The organism is Dysgonomonas termitidis, from assembly GCF_042654545.1.
In the GTDB taxonomy this organism is placed as follows: Bacteria; Bacteroidota; Bacteroidia; order Bacteroidales; family Dysgonomonadaceae; genus Dysgonomonas; species Dysgonomonas termitidis.
Map to the genome: position 1 here is coordinate 126,059 of NZ_JBHSGN010000050.1, position 18,597 is coordinate 144,655.

12 protein-coding genes are annotated in these 18,597 nt (G+C 41.5%); 9 read left to right on the forward strand and 3 right to left on the reverse strand.

Annotated elements, in window-relative coordinates; all coding sequences use genetic code 11:
* Nucleotides 1–121 precede the first annotated feature (121 nt).
* From ACFO6W_RS06240 to ACFO6W_RS06250, 3 genes are all read left to right on the forward strand, one after another.
* Nucleotides 122–406: a hypothetical protein gene (locus tag ACFO6W_RS06240; RefSeq protein WP_379994526.1), complete on the forward strand. Its 285-nt coding sequence runs from the start codon at nucleotides 122–124 to the stop codon at nucleotides 404–406.
* A gap of 68 nt (nucleotides 407–474) precedes the next feature.
* Nucleotides 475–1,722, forward strand: coding sequence for a clostripain-related cysteine peptidase (locus ACFO6W_RS06245; RefSeq protein WP_379994527.1), 1,248 nt, complete (start codon nucleotides 475–477; stop codon nucleotides 1,720–1,722).
* A gap of 21 nt (nucleotides 1,723–1,743) precedes the next feature.
* On the forward strand, nucleotides 1,744–2,766 hold the full coding sequence (locus ACFO6W_RS06250) for a DUF5106 domain-containing protein (RefSeq protein ID WP_379994528.1): 1,023 nt from the start codon (nucleotides 1,744–1,746) through the stop codon (nucleotides 2,764–2,766).
* 181 nt (nucleotides 2,767–2,947) lie between these two features.
* On the opposite strand, the gene ACFO6W_RS06255 is transcribed toward ACFO6W_RS06250, so the two are convergent.
* On the reverse strand, nucleotides 2,948–3,382 hold the full coding sequence (locus tag ACFO6W_RS06255; protein WP_379994529.1) for a hypothetical protein: 435 nt from the start codon (nucleotides 3,380–3,382) through the stop codon (nucleotides 2,948–2,950).
* Nucleotides 3,383–3,711: 329 nt separating this feature from the next.
* Here ACFO6W_RS06255 and ACFO6W_RS06260 point away from each other — a divergent pair, with 329 nt between their 5' ends.
* The 4 genes from ACFO6W_RS06260 (at nucleotide 3,712) to ACFO6W_RS06275 (ending at nucleotide 13,738) form a co-directional block, all read left to right on the forward strand.
* A complete protein-coding gene (locus ACFO6W_RS06260; protein ID WP_379994531.1) occupies nucleotides 3,712–5,145 on the forward strand; it encodes a DUF3945 domain-containing protein in 1,434 nt (477 codons plus the stop codon).
* A gap of 110 nt (nucleotides 5,146–5,255) precedes the next feature.
* On the forward strand, nucleotides 5,256–7,349 hold the full coding sequence (locus ACFO6W_RS06265; RefSeq protein WP_379994533.1) for a type IA DNA topoisomerase: 2,094 nt from the start codon (nucleotides 5,256–5,258) through the stop codon (nucleotides 7,347–7,349).
* Between the two features lie 253 nt (nucleotides 7,350–7,602).
* Nucleotides 7,603–8,043 carry a DUF1896 family protein gene (locus ACFO6W_RS06270; protein WP_379994534.1) on the forward strand — a complete coding sequence of 147 codons (441 nt, stop codon included), beginning with the start codon at nucleotides 7,603–7,605 and terminating at the stop codon, nucleotides 8,041–8,043.
* Nucleotides 8,030–13,738 carry a helicase-related protein gene (locus ACFO6W_RS06275; RefSeq protein WP_379994535.1) on the forward strand — a complete coding sequence of 1,903 codons (5,709 nt, stop codon included), beginning with the start codon at nucleotides 8,030–8,032 and terminating at the stop codon, nucleotides 13,736–13,738. Before ACFO6W_RS06270 ends, ACFO6W_RS06275 begins: the two co-directional genes overlap by 14 nt.
* A gap of 96 nt (nucleotides 13,739–13,834) precedes the next feature.
* Here ACFO6W_RS06275 and ACFO6W_RS06280 read toward each other — a convergent pair whose 3' ends face one another.
* Both ACFO6W_RS06280 and ACFO6W_RS06285 read right to left on the reverse strand, forming a co-directional pair.
* Nucleotides 13,835–14,164, reverse strand: coding sequence for a helix-turn-helix domain-containing protein (locus tag ACFO6W_RS06280; RefSeq protein WP_379994537.1), 330 nt, complete (start codon nucleotides 14,162–14,164; stop codon nucleotides 13,835–13,837).
* Between the two features lie 32 nt (nucleotides 14,165–14,196).
* A complete protein-coding gene (locus tag ACFO6W_RS06285) occupies nucleotides 14,197–14,535 on the reverse strand; it encodes a helix-turn-helix domain-containing protein (RefSeq protein WP_379994539.1) in 339 nt (112 codons plus the stop codon).
* 276 nt (nucleotides 14,536–14,811) lie between these two features.
* On the opposite strand from ACFO6W_RS06285, the gene ACFO6W_RS06290 reads away from it, so the two are divergent.
* Together ACFO6W_RS06290 and ACFO6W_RS06295 are read left to right on the forward strand one after the other, a co-directional pair.
* A complete protein-coding gene (locus ACFO6W_RS06290; RefSeq protein ID WP_379994541.1) occupies nucleotides 14,812–16,920 on the forward strand; it encodes a hypothetical protein in 2,109 nt (702 codons plus the stop codon).
* 590 nt (nucleotides 16,921–17,510) lie between these two features.
* Nucleotides 17,511–18,597, forward strand: a 1,087-nt coding sequence (locus ACFO6W_RS06295) for a site-specific integrase (protein WP_379994542.1), incomplete at its 3' end; no start/stop codon positions are given.

Here is an 18,597-nt window from a genome sequence, read left to right on the forward strand (position 1 = left end):
GGGCAGCCCTGTGAGTTGCGATAATTCGCCCGGCTGCCATTTTTTAGCATAAAGGAATAACAAGATAAAGCAAACAGTAACCCCAGCGGATACTATACAGAATATAAGAAACGATAAACCAATGATAAAAGCGAAAAGAAACGATATATCTGATTCATGGTACGATTTAAATTATATGCCGAAAATATTTTGCAGGTTCTCGCCGGATCGGGTGCATCCTACCTATGTGCAGCGAGGGATGAAGAAACAACAGGCAGCAGCCTTGAATTGTTTACCGGTGAATGAATGGATAATGGGAAAGGAGCAGAGAGAGAAATACCCACACAAGTCGAAAAAATATCAACAGTATGAATTCGGCTATGAGGAATATATATTTCCCCAATATATACTTTTTGATTTTCCTTAAGGACCATGTTGGCTGGGAAGCCGGCCTGGCCCGTTTTTTTATTTATTCAAGCAAATACAGAAAAATATATGGACAGGGAAATTATAACATACAGGGTAATAGCTGATAACGAGCCGGGTGATGCACCAGTTTCCTCATGCAGAAAGCATATTGCCCTGTTATGCGGAGGACAAGTAAGGATGCATGGAAAAGATAGCCTTACAAAAGCAATGCTCCGGGTGGCGTTTCTTTCGTTAGCCTTATTGTTTGTTTCGTGCGGGAAAGAACAGGAACCGGATATTGTAACCCGGGTATTGCTGGTTTACCTGGGTGGCGACAATAGCTTGTCCGGCGAAAGTAATGAAAAACTTGAAGCCATTAAACAAGGCTATGACGGCCGGTATGGAACGAAAGTGCTGGTTTATCACGATATGCGGAACTCAGCTCCCCGACTGCTTGAAATAAGCGGTAATACAACCGCCGTGCCTCTGAGGGAATACGAAGCGGAAAACTCGGCAGACCCGACTGTTTTCCGGCGTGTGGTCGCCGAAGCAAAAGCGATGTATCCCGGAGCGGTTTTCAACCTGCTGGTTTTTTCCCATGCTTCGGGCTGGCTGCCTGCGGGTATGCTGATTAATCCCCGGTCGGCGGTGCAACCCCGGTCTGTAATTACTGACGGCAGTAACGAGATGGAACTGGTCGATTTTGCCGGGGCCATACCCGACGGGGCTTTCAGGCATATCATTTTCGAAACCTGTTTCATGGCGGGCGTGGAAGTGGCTTACCAGCTCAGGGATAAAGCGGAGTACGTATTGGCTTCGTCGGCAGAGATCGTCTCACCCGGTTTTACGGATATTTACCGGCAGCATACAAACGAACTGGTATATGGCGACCCCGTAAAGTTTATCCAAGCGGCATTCGACTATTTCGATAAACAGGAAGGCTACATGCGTTCTGCCACATTTTCGGTAATAAAAACGGATGCTCTTGACGTCCTGGCTGATTATATCAGGAAAAATTGCAATTCAGAGAAAGAAATTAATGCAATGGATATTCAGCATTTCGACCGGAGCAGTTACCGCTTGTTTTCCGATTTCGGGGAATACTATACGGGCCTGCTTGAAACGGAAATGCAAAAAGAATATCTTTTGCGGCTGATAGGCGGATGTGTGGTGTGGAAAGCATCCACGCCTTCTTTTATGGATGGATATAACGGCTTCACCATCCGGAAACATTCGGGAATGACCGCCTATATCGTGCAGGAACGGTTTCCGGCGCTCAACGAAGCCTATCGGAGACTGGATTGGTACAAGGCTATAACCGTGGATAAGGAATAAGAACGTAAATCGTTATCATTTATGAATATATTAAAAAGATTAGATTGGGTTAAAGTTTTGATATGGGTGGTTTATCCGTGCGTTTTCTTTGTGGGTTTTATTTATACACTTTCCACATGCTGCGGCTGTAACGAAAAAAAACGGGAAGAAACATACCTGAAGGAGGCAGGAAATACTCCCGTAAAAAAAGAATTTCAAATGGTTACTGTTCCCGACGGATTGAAAACTTCAGCTGAAAGGGCAGATTATCTGGTCGCACATTACTGGGATCATTTCGATTTCGGTGATACTGCTTATATCCACCTGCCGGAAGTTACCGAACAGGCGTTTGCCGATTATGTGGACATACTGCCCCGTGCCGGTAAAGAGAAAGCATATGCGTCCATTACCGCTATGCTTGACAGGGCGGTGAAAGAGGATGCCGGCGGAAAGGTATATCCTTATTTCCTTTCATTATACAGGCACTACCTGTATGATCCAAACTCCCCGCTGCGCGATGAAGAGTATTATATTCCGGTGACGGAATATCTTACGACTGATATTGTCAGTGATATGGTGGCAAAAGAGCGGGCTAAGTTCGACCTGTCGATGATGCTTAAAAACCGTAAAGGAAACATTGCAGCCGATATCGTTTATACCTTTGCAGACGGGAGCAGCGGCAACCTGCAGGCATTGAAAAACGAATATACCCTGCTTTACTTTTATGACCCGGATTGCCCCAATTGCAGGGAGACAACGGCTTACCTGCGTGAGTCCTCCCTGATAAATGATTTGCTCTTTACCGGGAAACTGGATATACTGGCTTTGTACACGGACAGCGACAACCTGCTATGGCGGAAACATTTGCAGGGAATGCCCCTTTCCTGGATCAACGGCTATGACAAGGAGTATGCGGTAAGGAGTAAATCCCTTTACGACCTGAAAGCCATTCCAAATCTGTACCTGCTGGATAAGGAAAAACGGATACTGCTCAAGGATGCAGATGCAGCCACCGTAGAGCGTCATTTTGAGATGTTAGTGGCCAGATTATCCGATTTACGATGAGATGATTTAAGGATTAGATATTGATATACATATTGCTTTATTTTTTTAATTGATACTATTTATTTTCAATGTATTGATGAAGCAAAGGATGGAAGAATGAAGAAGCAGAAAAAGGGGAGTAGTTAACTACTCCCCTGAAAGTTTTTGATAACGACCTATTATTTAGTTTGTTGCAAAAAGATTATTTTTCATCTTGTTTATTCTTACCCTCTTTATCCTTTCGGATTATGAGATTTCGTAAGAAGTCAAGGGCTTTCATTCGATTGAACGGTTTACGGTCGAATACTTTTTCTTGATGGTCGTAAATACTCCCAAAACAACAATTGAATATTTTTTCAAAAGCATCTGCAATTTGGTTCAGGTGTCCGGGTTTACTGTTCCGTTGGAATACTTTTTTTGAAAAGAAAAGAGCTATTACAATTTTCGCCAAAGCAACAATCCCCAAATCTTTGGACTTAGGGAGAATATAAAGGTCGGATTGAAATGTTTGTAGCTCAAATTGTTCGAACTGTTCAGGATAGCGAATTTTTAGGTTCAGAAGTTCTAATTCAGCATTAATAAGGGATAACGCTTTTTTATGATAGGCAAATTCTAGGGCATTTTTCCCCTTGCCCATATCGATAAAGCGGTTCCATACCGACTAACTCAACACGAGTAATATTCAGCATCCGAAAGGTTTCCGAAAGGCTATTTTCGGATTGACTGACAGTTCTTAACCCTTCCATAAAGCACCCATAGGCATTTTGCATTTGTTCGTTTGTGACTTGTTTAGATCCAGACAATAAACTGAATAAACTCCCTTTCAAGCACGATAATGATTAAACGCCACTTCCTACCATTTCGAAGCCACTCACTACCACCAAATTAATATATCGGATAAGCCCCATCCGATCTGACTATTTTCGTCCTGCATTTATATTGATGCAATAATTTAACAATTAAATTATGGACGAAAAATTAAAAAACAAAGAAACACTTTTGGTCGTCAATAAAAGTGACGGCAATAAAGTAAAAGCAGTCAAGGGAGTAGATAATCAGGGTAATCTCGAATCTGTTGATCCAAAAGCAACGAATCAAGGTGAATTTATTCAAATTGATGAGAAAGCAGGTATTCTGGAAAACTTTTTCTCTAACCTCAAAAGGGAATTTCAAGACCCGACTCATTTCAATTTCTTCCGTTCTCCTATCGAGAAAATTGAGAATATCGCTTCTGCTTTAAAGGAAATGTTTAAAGATGAAGATGGTAATTCCGTTTTTTTATCCCAAAGCCGTGTCAATCCGGAGGACTTCAACAAACAGCAAAAGACACAAGATCAGTCCCAAGAGTACAAACCTGTGGATGAAAGCCGTATCAATTGGGGACAGTTGGAAAAACTCGGCGTTACCCGCGAGATGCTGGAAGAGCAGGGAAATCTTAAAGCTATGCTTAACTGGCATAAATCACCGAACCTGATACAGGTAAACCCAACTTACGAAGGGATTGCATTTCAGGTACAGGTACGATTATCCTTTGAGGAAAATCCCGATGGCAGTATCCGTTTGAAAGCGGACAGTTATCAACCTGCTCCTACTTTGGATATTCCCTTTCACGGAGCGACATTGACCGACCAAGACAAAAAGAACCTGCTTGAAACCTCCAATGCCGGAAGAATCATTGAGCTTACAGGAGAGAAAGGTGAGCAAATTCCATCCTTCGTTTCTCTGGATAAGTTAACAAACCAACTTGAAGCAATACCTGTGGCTAACGTTGCTTTTAAGGATACTCTGAAAGAAGCCCCTCTTTCTAAAGAACAATTACAATCACTGTATGAAGGCAAAAAGACATTAGTGGAAGGCATGACATCCAGAAACGACAGGCCCTTCGATGGCTATGTCCAGTTTAATGCGGCAAAAGGATCTCTTGATTTCTCCTATGACGGACTGGACCGGAATAAATATAGGCAGAATAATAAACCGGAACAGCAGGAACCAAAGCAGCAAGTACGTATCCCTGACAAACTACTGGGGGTGAATCTGGATGAAAAACAACAAAACTCACTTCGTGAAGGAAAAGCCGTATATGTTCAGGGTATGATGAAAGACGGGCAGGATCAACCCTTCAATGCCTATGTAAAAGTAAATGATGAAAAGGGCAAGCTCGACTTTTTCAGATGGAATCCGGATAAAGCTCAGAAACAGGGAGCCGAGGTTAAACCTGCCGAAGAAAGCAAAACACAAGTCGCTGTCAATTCACAGGGTAAGACCAGCGAGAGTCTGAAAAATGTAAAAGAACCGATAAAGCAGGGCCAAACTTCTCCGACACAACAGCAGGCTGAGAAGCAAAAGGAAACGCAACGTCCTACCCGCACTGTAAAAAAGAGCGGCGGAGTAAAGATGTAGATTTCAACCTTCTTAATAAATCCATTTATAACAAAACGGTCTATCGGTCGTAGTGACCAAAGTATAAATAAATGAGGCTGTGCCTCCCACTAAAAATCCATAATAAAAAAATGAAAGTAATCATCGCAGAAAAACCATCTGTAGCCCGTGACATTGCGGCTATTGTTGGAGCAACCAGCCGTAAGGACGGCTATCTGGAAGGTAACGGTTATGCTATTACCTGGGCTTTCGGCCATCTGGTCGGGTTAGCCATGCCCGAAGAGTATGGGATCAAAGGTTTTCAAAAGGAGAACCTGCCCATATTGCCGGACGACTTTAAGCTAATCCCCCGCCATATAAAAGAGGGTAAAGAATATAAACCCGATCCGGGGACAATGAAACAGCTCAAAGTCATTCGTGAATTATTTGATAAGTGCGAACGTATCATTGTCGCTACCGATGCGGGACGAGAAGGCGAGTTGATATTCAGGTATATTTATAATTATTTGTCATGCAGCAAGCCCTTCGACCGCCTTTGGATCAGCTCACTCACCGATCAGGCTATCCGGGGTGGTCTGGAAAGCCTACGGGCGGGATCGGAATATGATCATTTATATTACTCAGCCAAAGCCCGTAGCCAGGCGGATTGGCTTGTCGGTATTAATGCCTCACAAGCTTTATCCATATCAGCCGGATCAGGTGTCTGGTCTTTAGGCCGTGTCCAAACCCCGACATTGGCAATGGTCTGTTCACGCTATCTTGAAAATAAAGATTTTGTATCGCAGAAATACTGGCAGCACAAACTCAATCTATCAAAAGAAGGGAATGTATTAGGTCCTGTTTCCGAGGATAAATATAATGACCGTATGGAAGCGGACAATATAGCCGGACAGATATCTCAGAATGGAATAGCAACAGTAAAGTCCGTAGAGAAAAAGACGGTAAAACAAGAACCGCCACTTCTCTATGACCTGACGGCTTTGCAGAAAGAAGCCAACAGTAAACATGCCTTCTCTGCCGATAAGACCCTATCTATTGCCCAGAAGCTATATGAGGGAAAGCTAATCACTTATCCCCGTACCGGAAGCCGTTATCTATCTGTGGATGTATTTGAAACCGTCCCTGAATTACTTTCCGGTTTCAAAGAACATAGCTTGTATGGTGAAACGGTAAAACAACTAAAAGACCTGAATAACCGCAGTGTCAACGATGCAAAAGTAACCGATCATCATGCCATTATCCTGACGGGAAACAAGCCCGGCAATTTATCCGGCGATGAAAACTTAATTTTCGACATGATTTTCTGTCGCATGCTGGAAGCATTTTCTACCACTTGTATTAAAGAACAGACAACTGTCCGTTTTGAGGTGCAGGAAAAGATATTTTTAACCAGAGGAGCAATCATTAATCAGGCGGGCTGGAGATCGGTAAGCGGCGTAATGGCTGACGAGAACGAAAAAGATGACAACAATACCTTGCCACCACTTGAAGAAGGCGACCAGTGGAATATCGATTCAACCGACACGCTCGAAAAGCAAACTAAGCCCCGACCGTTACACACGGAGGCCAGTTTACTCTCGGTAATGGAAACCTGCGGAAAAGAACTTACGGATGAAGCCGAACGCGAAGCTCTTAAAGAATCAGGCATTGGCACACCCGCTACCCGTGCGGCTATCATTGAAACGCTTTTCTCCCGTGAATATATTGTCAGGGATAAAAAATCCCTTGTTCCGACCAATAAAGGATTGGTCGTCTATCTGGCTGTCAAAGACAAGAAGATTGCCGATGTCGCCATGACCGGATCATGGGAGAATGCGTTGAACAAAATAGCTACAGGGGAAATGAATGCTGCCGACTTCCACAAAGGGATTGAAGTCTATGCCGGACAGATCACAGCCGAACTTTTGACTATGCATCTGGAGCATAAAGACGAAAAAGTCAAATACATCTGTCCCAAATGTAAAAATGAGAGTGTCGTATTACTGCAAAAAGTGGCTAAATGTAAGAATGAAGAGTGCGGCTATGTCATTTTCCGTAATAAGAGCGGCAAAGACCTGAGTGATAAACATCTCATCGACCTGCTGACCAAAGGTAAAACCTCCCTGATTAAAGGCTTTATGAGCAAAGCCGAAAAAACCTTTGATGCCTGTTTACGGCTGGATGATACGTTAAAACCCGTATTTGAATTTGATAATACGGGTAAAAAGAAGAGCGGGAAAAGATAAACCGATGTGCATATTGTTATCAACTATTTGTAAATAACATTATCTTTGCCACTAAGAATCATAGTCATTACGAAATTGTTTTTTGTTTTAACTATGGATTTTTAGTGGTGCACTCGGAGAGGGATCTCCGGGTGCTTTGCATTTCACCCTCTTCTCTTTGTCGTAAATTACAATTATCTCCTCCTACATTTTTTGTAATCGTAAATTTTGTATAACAAAAGAGGCTGTGCCTCCCACTAAAATCCATAAACATATGAAACAAGAACAATCTCAGGGCTTGTCTTATTACAGGCTGTCCCTACTTTCCTTTTTAAAAGAGTCACATCCTGAATTATTATCCGATATTGATTTTATCTCAGCTCGAAGCGATTCGGCTGCCGAAGCTTACAGCCAGGCTATAAAATCCGGACTCGATCACATCTATGCGGAAGAAACGGCCAATCATATCCTCTATGAAGGTTTACATTTCTCCCTGCTCGATACATTAATAACTATCCTGTGGAATGAATTTTCCGTCGAAATCCCTGAAGGTGAAGCCAGGGACTTCGCCCTGTTGCTATTGCCACGCTGTTCTGACCTACAGGAAAAGTATGCCTTACCCGATGACTTCCTAAACTCTCCCGATTTTGATCTGCTGTACACCGAGTTAACCGGTTTTATCTCACTCTATATCGAAGAAAATGGCTTACAATAAGAAAGAACGCCTGCGAGCCAATATAGATGCGATCAAAACCGTGTTTATGCTGGAAAAAGAAGGCCGTGAGCCTACACCGATGGAGGCTGGAATCATTCTCAAACAATATGCGGGATTCGGAGGACTTAAATGTGTCCTTAATCCTGCAAACTCTCTGGCTGATACAGCATATTGGGCAAAGTCGGAACTGGAGCTGTTCCCTTTAGTGGCAGAATTGCACCGTGTTCTTAAAGAGAACACCGCAAACGAGAATGAGTATAAACGGTATATGAACAGTATAAAAAATTCTGTGCTGACAGCGTTCTATACTCCTCCTGAAATTGTTACAGCTTTATCTGAAACGTTACGGGATAGTGGTATCACCCCGATACGTGTACTTGATCCATCGGCAGGGACAGGTGAATTTGCCCATTCTTTTTTTGAAACGGCAGACCATAAGAATGAGTTGGTCTGCTTTGAAAAAGATCTTCTGACAGGTAAGATGCTATCAGCACTCACTCCGGGGCATAAAGTAAATATCGAAGGCTTTGAAACCATCGAAAACCGTTATAACAACTACTTCGATGTGGTATCAAGTAACATACCCTTTGGGGATATGAATGTTTTCGATGCTGCCTTTATGAAACAAGACCAGTTGCATAAAGATTCTACCCGTGCCATCCATAATTATTTTTTCATCAAAGGCGTTGAAACATTACGTGAAGGAGGTATTCTTGCCTTTATCACGTCACAGGGAGTCATGAACTCCCCGAACAATATGCCCATACGTGAGTGGCTGATGCAAAATACAAACCTGGTATCTGCCATCCGTTTACCCAATAATCTCTTTACGGATTATGCCGGTACGGAAGTTGGCAGTGACCTGATCATATTGCAAAAGAATACGGGGAAAGATTCGAAACTAAGCTTCTGGGAAAACCTCTTTGTGGGCACAAGCCAGTCCGAACTGACAGGCATTTATACGAATGATTACTTCTATAATCATGGAAGAGTAGTACAGACCAAAGCAACCATCGGTACTGACCCATACGGCGAGCCTGCACAGGTTTTTATCCATGAGGGCGGAGTAGAAGGTATGGCTGCCGATATGCGAAAAATGCTCGAAAGTGATTTTAAAAGTTACCTGAATTTGGATTTGTACAATGGCCGTGCCGTTATACAAAAACAACCGGAACCCAAAGCTGCTATATTATTCAATGAGGAAGTAAAGAAAGAGATTGTAGAAAATAATTTAGAAACTTCCGGGCAAGATAAATCTACCTATCCTGATGACCTTGATCCATTCTGGCAGGCTGTTGAAGATCACTGGTTTCGAAATGAGAAGGAATCATCAAATAAAGAAGAGGAAAACATCAGTAAAGTACAACCTCCCGAAAATAGATCGAATGAGGAATCCCGAAATACTCTTTTTGATGATAAACCCCAATCCGTGAAGCAGGAGGCATTGGAGATCGATGTCTCCTCTCAACCTGTTATGAGCCTGTATGACTTGTTCGGGTTTACACAGGAAGAACGCTCACAGGTGAAACCTGTACGGGGAGGCAAGAAAAAGGCTGCACCACCCAAAGGAAAACCCGTGCAACTCAGTATGTTTTCATCCAACGGGCAAGCTCCCCCCAATAATAACAAAGCGGCTTATCCCGTTTCCGATGCACGGAAGGACGAACAGCAGGAAGCCCTGCGACAGGAAGAAAAGAAACTATCATTTGAACCACGCCCGTATTCAGGTGAATTGAAGGAATTTCATAAAAAAGGCTCATTGGTTGCAGAAAATAATGGGCAGATAGGTTTTTTAAGCGAACGTTATAAAAACGATGCTGTATTCCAACCATTGGCTTTATCATCTAGTGAATGTGGAAAAATAAGACGGTACGTTAATGTTCGTGATGCCTATCATGAGTTATATAATTATGAAGCTGTAAACCTTCAAATTGGTTCAGAACTACGGGAACAATTAAATCTCAAGTATCACTTTTTTGTATCTAATTATGGTAACCTGAACGACAAGAAAAATCTGGATGTCATCAAGATGGATACGGGAGGAAAAGAAATTCTATCCATAGAACGCTCCATCGACGGCAAACTGCAAAAAGCGGATATCTTTCACGGGCCTGTCGCTTTCAATCCGAACGAATTGAAGGTAGCGGGAACTTCAGACGAAGCCCTGGTCGCATCCCTGAATAAGTACGGAGAAGTCCGTTTGGACTATATGGAATCCCTGATGACTGATAAAAGCCGGGAAGATATGGTAGCCGACCTGCACGGACGTCTCTTTTTCAATCCGCTTATTCAGAATTATGAGGTACAAGACCGCTTTATAGCAGGAAATGTTGTCGAAAAAGCGGAAGCCGTTGAACGGTATCTACAGAACCATCCCGATGACCTTCCGGCGCAGGAATCGCTGAAAGCCTTACAGGAAGCTACGCCTGAACCTATCAGGTACGAGCAACTTGATTTCAATTTCGGAGAAAGGTGGATCGATATGTCCCTTTATGAGGACTATATCAGCAAACTGTTCGAAGCCAATGTTACGATAGATTATTATGCAGCCCGTGATGATTTTACGGTAAAGGCAGATAAAAGTAACCTGATCATCAACGAAAAGTTTGCCGTTCAGGGAGAAAGCAAGCTCTATACGGGGATGCACCTGTTAAAGCATGCTTTGCTTAATACAACTCCCAATATTACCAAAACAATTACTGTAAGCGATCCTGAGACAGGAGAACCCAAAGACGTTAAAGTACCCGACGGACAAGCCATACAAATGGCGAATACCAAAATCGATGAAATCCGAAACGGCTTTAGCGACTGGTTAGATCAGCAATCCCCCGGATTTAAAAACGATCTGGCGGATAGATACAACCGTAGATTCAACTGCTTTGTACGTCCGCAGTATGACGGATCACACCAGGCTTTCCCCGGGCTGGATTTAAAGGCGCTCGGTATCCCTGATCTGTACCAGTCACAGAAAGATTGTGTCTGGATGATTAAGCAAAACGGAGGCGGGATCGGAGATCATGAGGTGGGAGCAGGCAAAACCCTTATTATGTGTTGTGCAGCCTATGAGATGAAACGTCTGGGAATGGCAAACAAGCCGATGATTGTCGGGCTAAAGGCGAATGTACATGAAATAGCGGCAACATTCAGGACGGCATACCCCAATGCAAAGATACTTTATCCCGGCAAAGAAGATTTTACACCATCCAAACGGGTGAAAATCTTCAATGATATTAAAAACAACTCCTGGGATGCCGTTATCCTGACACACGACCAGTTCGGCAAGATACCGCAATCACCCGAAATGCAGCAACAGATATTCGAAGCAGAACTCGAATCAGTGGAAGCAAATCTCGATGTATTGCGCAGTCAGGGTAAGGAAGTATCCAGAAGGATGCTCCGGGGATTGGAAATTCGCAAACAAAATCTGGAAGTCAAGTTAGATAACCTTGCCGATACGATTAAAAATCGTACCGATGATGTAGTGGATTTTAAGATGATGGGCATCGACCATTTGCTCGTAGACGAGTCACATTCGTTCAAAAATTTAACATTTACCACCCGTCACGACCGTGTGGCAGGGCTTGGAAACCCCGAAGGAAGCCAACGGGCACTCAATATGCTCTTTGCTGTACGCACCATTCAGGAACGTAGCGGCAAAGATCTGGGAGCAACATTTTTATCCGGTACAACGATCAGTAATTCACTGACGGAATTATACCTCTTATTCAAATACCTGCGTCCAAAAGCGTTGGAAAATCAGGGTATTAACACCTTTGACGCATGGGCAGCCGTTTTTGCAAAGAAGAGTACCGACTATGAGTTTTCCGTGACCAACCAGATCGTACAGAAAGAACGTTTCCGATACTTTATCAAAGTGCCGGAGTTGAGTTCCTTCTACTCCGAAATAACGGACTTTCGCACAGCGAAGGATATCGGTATAGACCGTCCCGAAAAGAATGAGATACTGTATAATATCCCACCGACACCGCAGCAGGAAGTGTTTATTGAAAAGTTGATGCGGTTTGCTGAGACGGGAGATGCTACCCTGTTGGGTAGAGCAAAACTGACAGACAAAGAGGAAAAGGCAAAGATGCTGATCGCAACCGACTATGCCCGTAAGATGTCGCTCGATATGCGGATGATCGACATGGCATATGGCGACCATGTCGATAACAAAGCCTCTCATTGTGCTGCTAAAATAGCGGAATACTACAATAAATATGATTTTCAGAAAGGGACACAGTTCGTGTTCTCAGACTTGGGGACCTACAAACCCGGAGAATGGAATCCGTACTCGGAAATTAAACGTAAGCTGGTGGAGGATCACAAGATACCCGCCCATGAAATACGCTTTATACAAGAGGCTAAAACCGATAATGCGAGAAAGGCTCTGATTGCAGGGATGAATGAAGGACGCATACGGGTAATATTCGGTTCTACCAGTATGTTGGGAACAGGAGTCAATGCACAAAAGAGAGCTGTGGCGATTCATCATATTGATCTGCCCTGGAGACCGAGCGATTTGGAACAGCGGGATGGAAGAGCCATTCGAAAGGGGAATGAAATAGCTAAGTTATATGCTGATAATAAGGTAGATGTGTTGATATATGCTGTCGAAAAAAGTCTTGACTCGTATAAATTCAACCTGCTTCAAAACAAGCAGTTATTTATCAATCAGCTAAAGACCAATAATATGGCGACACGGACGATTGACGAGGGTAGTATGGACGAAGGATCGGGTATGAATTTTTCGGAGTATGTAGCTATTCTTTCGGGTAATACCGACCTGTTGGAGAAGGCTAAGCTGGAAAAGAAGATTACCGCCTTGGAGAGCGAACGGCAAGCGTTCAACCGAAGTAAATCATCTGCTATCTATAAATACGAAGATGCTACCCGCTCGATTGACAGCAATAACGAGATGATCTCCCGGATGACAAAAGACCTTACAACGTTTAATGATAAGGTACAGGTCGATAAGGATGGAAGTAAGTTGAACCCAATCATCTTGGATAATTTCAAGAGTGACGATCCGAAAGCTATCGGAGAAAAACTAAATCAACTATCGGATAACGCACGTACCAATGGTGAATATTTCAAGATCGGAGAACTTTACGGCTTTAGAATCCTTGTTAAGACGGAAGAAAGCCAGAAAGAAGGCTCTGTGTTCAAAGATAACCGTTTCTTCATTGAAGGGGAGGGCAATATCAAGTACAGCTATAACAATGGGCATATTGCCCTTGATCCGCTGCTGGCATCGAAGAATTTCATCAATGCATTGGAGAAAATACCGAACCTGATGGAGAAATATCAGGCGGATAATCAAAAGCTGGAAAAAGATATTCCCGTACTAAAAGAAGTAGTTAATTCGGTTTTCCGTAAAGAACCGGAGCTAAGGGAACTCAAATCTCAATTGGATTCTTTAAACAGGCAGATTAACTTAACGTTGTCCAATAAGGATAAGCAGCCGGAGGAAGTACTAAACAAAGAGACTGGTTCTGTAGAAGTAAATCCACCTCAGAATAAAATGCCTCCTTTAGAAACAATATCGAATGAACGCTCCGGACAACCTATGAGTCTAAAAGAGATTATCGATGCGAATAAGGACCGTATTATAATTGCTTCGGTAAGTAAACCAAAGGATAATGAGGATACAGGTGATATAAAAAAGAAGGTATCTAAGGGAATAAAAATGTAATAAGAAAATCCCGCCTTGTTATCACAACAAAACGGGATGAAAGAATGTAAAACCTAAAAAAAAGAATAATGAACAAACCAAATCAACCAATATTAATTAACTATCAACAATCTCTTCTTCTAAATTATCTGAATCGTTTCCTTTATCCTTCCCAAAATTCAGGCGTATAAAATTACTGACATCCGACTCCTTGTAAAAAGTTTTCTGGTATAGAGTATGATAGGGTAGCTCTCCCGAAGAGCGATACCGCTGCAATGTCCGTTTAGAAATATTCAACAACTTACATAAGTCGTAATTGTCATATAAAAGCTCGCCGTCAAGGTAGCATCGCTGCTTTGCCATACTAACGAGTGTCTTATCTATTTTATCCAGGCGCTTGATTATGTATTGCATCTTTTTTTCAAAAAGTTCTCTTTCTATAAACATAATATTAGGCTTTAAAATGCGAAGTAATATCTCTATTCCCGGAATCTCAATGAATAGTTCCTTTTAAAATCATCTATCGTAACGGGATCGGATTTGATAATCCGTTCATCCAAACAACGCTCTATTTCTGAGAGCCTATATAAACATCGGCCACGAAGCATAGAATAGTTTATTATATTCTCCTTTCGTAAACGTTGTAATGTGCGGGTACTGATGCGTAATAACTCAGCCACCTCATTACTATCCATCCAGATGTCACTAGCAGAATCTTTGCCTTTGGATTGTTCTGCTTTTACAACGAAATTTGCAATCCGGTCTATTTTTGCTACCAGCTTTTTGAAAGCTTCATTGTCAATTGTTATAACTTCCATATTTGATTAATTTTGTTTTCATACTGCAAATATGGGATGATTAAAACAGGTAGTTTTCATACTCGCCAGCGACTCGCCTGATTTCTTTTGAAATATATTGATTCTCTCAGGAAGAAAGTCTCTTTATTCAATTTATTCTGTAATAAAAATTGTTAGATTTGTCATAAGAAAATAAGCTTTTAATATTAAGCTTCCTTTTATAGGATTCCGAAGGGCACAAATACAAGTAACTGAAAATATAATATATACAAAATACATTTATATAGTCCGATACATATGGATAATACTACAAAGAAAGCAATAGCTTATAGCTTATTAGCACATGTTAAAACATCAGGAACCTTATCTGATGGTCCTATAGATATATTCATCCCTCTAGTAAAGAAAGGATTACACTTTATGAATATTAATAAAGGACAATATAAAGGTGAAAGTATTGCCGAAATTAGAGAGATTATTGAAAAACATTACTCTATTGATATTCCCATCCCAGTATTGAAAAGCATCTTAAAAAAAATAGCAAATGATATAAATAAGGAAGAAAAAATATTTAAACTATATCAGGATAATAGTTTTTGGATAAAAGATTATGTTTTTGAGGATTTTGATGAACATATCGAGAAAAGTAAAAAAGAGATATTTGTACTTCAGGACATGTTTAAAGAATTCTGTAAAATCAATAATGTAGAATACAATGAGAATAGCTGTATTATAAAATTTATAGAGAAAAATAAAGCTTCTATTTCTTATTATTTGGCTAATACGAAGAAATCCAATGGGAATGATTTTACTGTAGCCGCTTCATTTGTCGATTATTTCAGAAAATACCCTCAAATCTATGCTCAAATCAGAAACTTGTATTTAGGATCAATACTTACCTGTTATTTAGATTATGAACCAGTAAATGCAAATATGGAGGTGACTCTATTACTTGATACAAATTTTATTGTCAGCCTATTAGATTTAAATACGCAGGAATCGACTCATACTTGTAACAAATTATTAGATATTTGTTTAAAATTGGGGTATAAATTTAGGGTATTAAAGGATACTATTGAAGAGACAAGGGCCTTATTGGCATTTAAATCATATAATTATGATAAAGAGGTTATCACCAAATATATTAATAGAGAAGACATATACAATGCCTGTGAGAGAAAAAAATTAAGCAGTGTTGACTTAGACAGGATATCAGATAATTTGGAGAGTACTTTGCTTGATAAGAACGTGATTACCATTCCGAATACAGATAAATTAAGAAATAAGGCAAAAATAAGTAACGAATATTCTATCTTAAAAAAATACAGGAATACAGATAAGGCCGCTCTTCACGATGCTATGGCTCTTATTTATGTAAAAGACTTGAGGGGAAAAAGAATTCGTGATTTTGAAAAGATAAATTGTTGGTTTGTTAATAATGCAATATCCCACGATATAGATAATGAAGGTATAGATGCTCTTTTAAATTCTGAAGATAATGGATTTCAACCAGAAGTAATAAAGGCTGACGATTTATTAAATATATTGTGGTTAAGTAAACCCAGTGTGAACTTAGAACTGGCAAATAACGATTTAGTAGATATGGGATTGACTTCTTTGGTTGCTTTTACACTAAATGAATCTTTACCTAAGGCAAGAATAATAAAAGAACTCGACGAGAATATACAAAAATATAGGAAAACTAATTTTTCTGATAGAGATGTATTACTACTTGCAACTCGTATTGCAAACAGACAAGTTCAGAATGTTGAGAATTTAAATGATTTAGCAAAAAAAGATTCGAACAAATTCGCTGATAAGATAAAGGACGAAGCTAGAAAACAAGAAGCTATAGAAAAAGAACGTGCGGCTAAATTTGATAAATTATTTAAAGATCTGAATGATAGAATAGTAGAACTCGGAGAAAGAAGAAAAAGAGTTGAGGAAAATCTGACTATTCAAAAAGATGAGGAGGTCAAACAAAAAATAACTGAATCCCAGAAAATTATAGACGAAAAAGATAGGAAAATAGTTCAATTAAGAAAAGAAAATATTCAGATAGAAAATAAACGACGAAAAAAGCTAAGTGATGATTATATAAATAAAGAACTTAGCATATGGAGAAGGAAAGCTTGTATCTGGGCTGGAATTTGTTTGTTCATATTTATAGCCGCTATTATATGGTTGGTCTTAGAGTGCCGTAGAAATTTATCTGAAGTTGATAGTAAAATTAAAGAATTCTCACAAAATAGTAGTATTGCAGGTTCTATAGCTATTTTTATGTTTATAGTGAATTCATTTGTGGCCAAAGCATTGTATGACAGATATCATAATTACTCAAATATAGAGAATTATAAGAAATCTATTCTAATCCCAGATGACTATAAACCTTTAAAAGATAACTAATTATTATAAATGTCATATATATGCATACATAATATAGTTGCAGATTTAGAATAAATATGACTTTGAAATTTGTGTAATTTTAAAAAAAAGAGGCTGCTTTTTTTACTCCTAAACAAAAAATCTCCAAGGGGTCAATTAAGATTGGCGGATGGGGTCTCTTTTAGTGTTATTTCCACCTATCTCCGGAAAGAAAATAAAGCTGACTCAGAGTATAAGGGAGCCTGGAATGCTTTGGGAATACCCTAGGAAGAAAAAGGGGTAAAGAATCGGTAGGCGGTTACGATTTAATACACGAATCAGGGAAAGAGAAAGTCAGAAGGAAAGCAGAGGAAACGGTGGGTATTTATGGAGGGGTACGACCAATCTGTCCGAACCGGCTCACAGGATGTGTAGATCTAACTGTATCAAATCCCCCTTCTAAAATTTAGGAAATCCGCTTGTCTGTCTTACCTTTGTGCTTAAGCACGTAAGTGGCGCCGGTAAGCGGGCCACAAATGGGCTCATTGAATTCCCGGACTGTGCGCCAGTCTTCAGGGACAAATTACAGAGAGGTTCACAAATAATATATGATACCAATAACGCATTAAATTATGGCCACATTAAAATTTATCCTGCGCAAGTCCGTCAGCGGAGCGCGCTGCAAGGGCAGCCTGTGCCTTCGCCTGATCCATAACCGCAAGGTCAAAGTCATCACCAGCCCTTTCCGGCTTTACCCCCACGAATGGGACGGGGCCGGGCAAAGGGTACATCTTCCTGAAGAGGGCTCCCCGCGCTACCCTTACCTGTGCAAGGTAACCGAAAGCCTTTGCGCTTACGGCGAACAATTCGAAGAAGCGGCCGGGCGGCTGGAGAAATCGGGGCGTTATACCGTTGATGACATCCTTTGCAGTTACCATAGGGAGCATAACCCGGCCAACCTTTCCGGCTTTGCCGGGCTGCAGGAGCGCAACCTGCTGCGTGCCGGCCAGGAACGTACCGCCCGTGCTTACCGCACCGTCAGCCGCGGGCTCATCACATTCAATAAGGGGCGTGATATCCCCTTGAGCCATATCAATGCCTGTATGATGAAAGAGTTCGAGGCCTACCTCAAGGAGCGTGGAAAGGCCATGAATACGATCTCTTATTATATGCGTATGCTGCGTGCCATCTATTGGAAGGCCGTCAAGGAGAAACTGATCGATGCCCGGCGTGAGAATCCTTTTGACCATGTTTTCACGGGCTTCCAGAAAACCCGTAAACGGGCATTGGATATCGAAAGCCTCCGCGCGCTGAACAGCCTTGATTTTTCGGCTTTACTGGAACGGCAAACCCAGCCGCCTGTAAATGCGCATAAGCAGCTTAAAGAAGCCCCGCGGGAGGATAAAACTACAGACAGGGCCCTTTATACTTCGTGGCGCTACTTTTTCTTTTGCTTCCATGCCCGGGGGATGAGTTTTGTGGATATGGCCTACCTGCGCAAGGAGAATATCCGCCAGGGGGTGATCAGCTACTACCGCAAGAAGACGGGCCAGAAGATCGAGGTGACGGTCACCCCTTCTTTACAGCGCATCATCGACAGCTTCAGCGGCGAAGTCCGTTACAGCCCCTACCTTTTCCCCGTCATCCGGGATGCGGATAAATCCCCGCGCCTGCAATACGAGAACGGCCTGCGCCTCCAGAATAAGCGCCTGAAAAAAT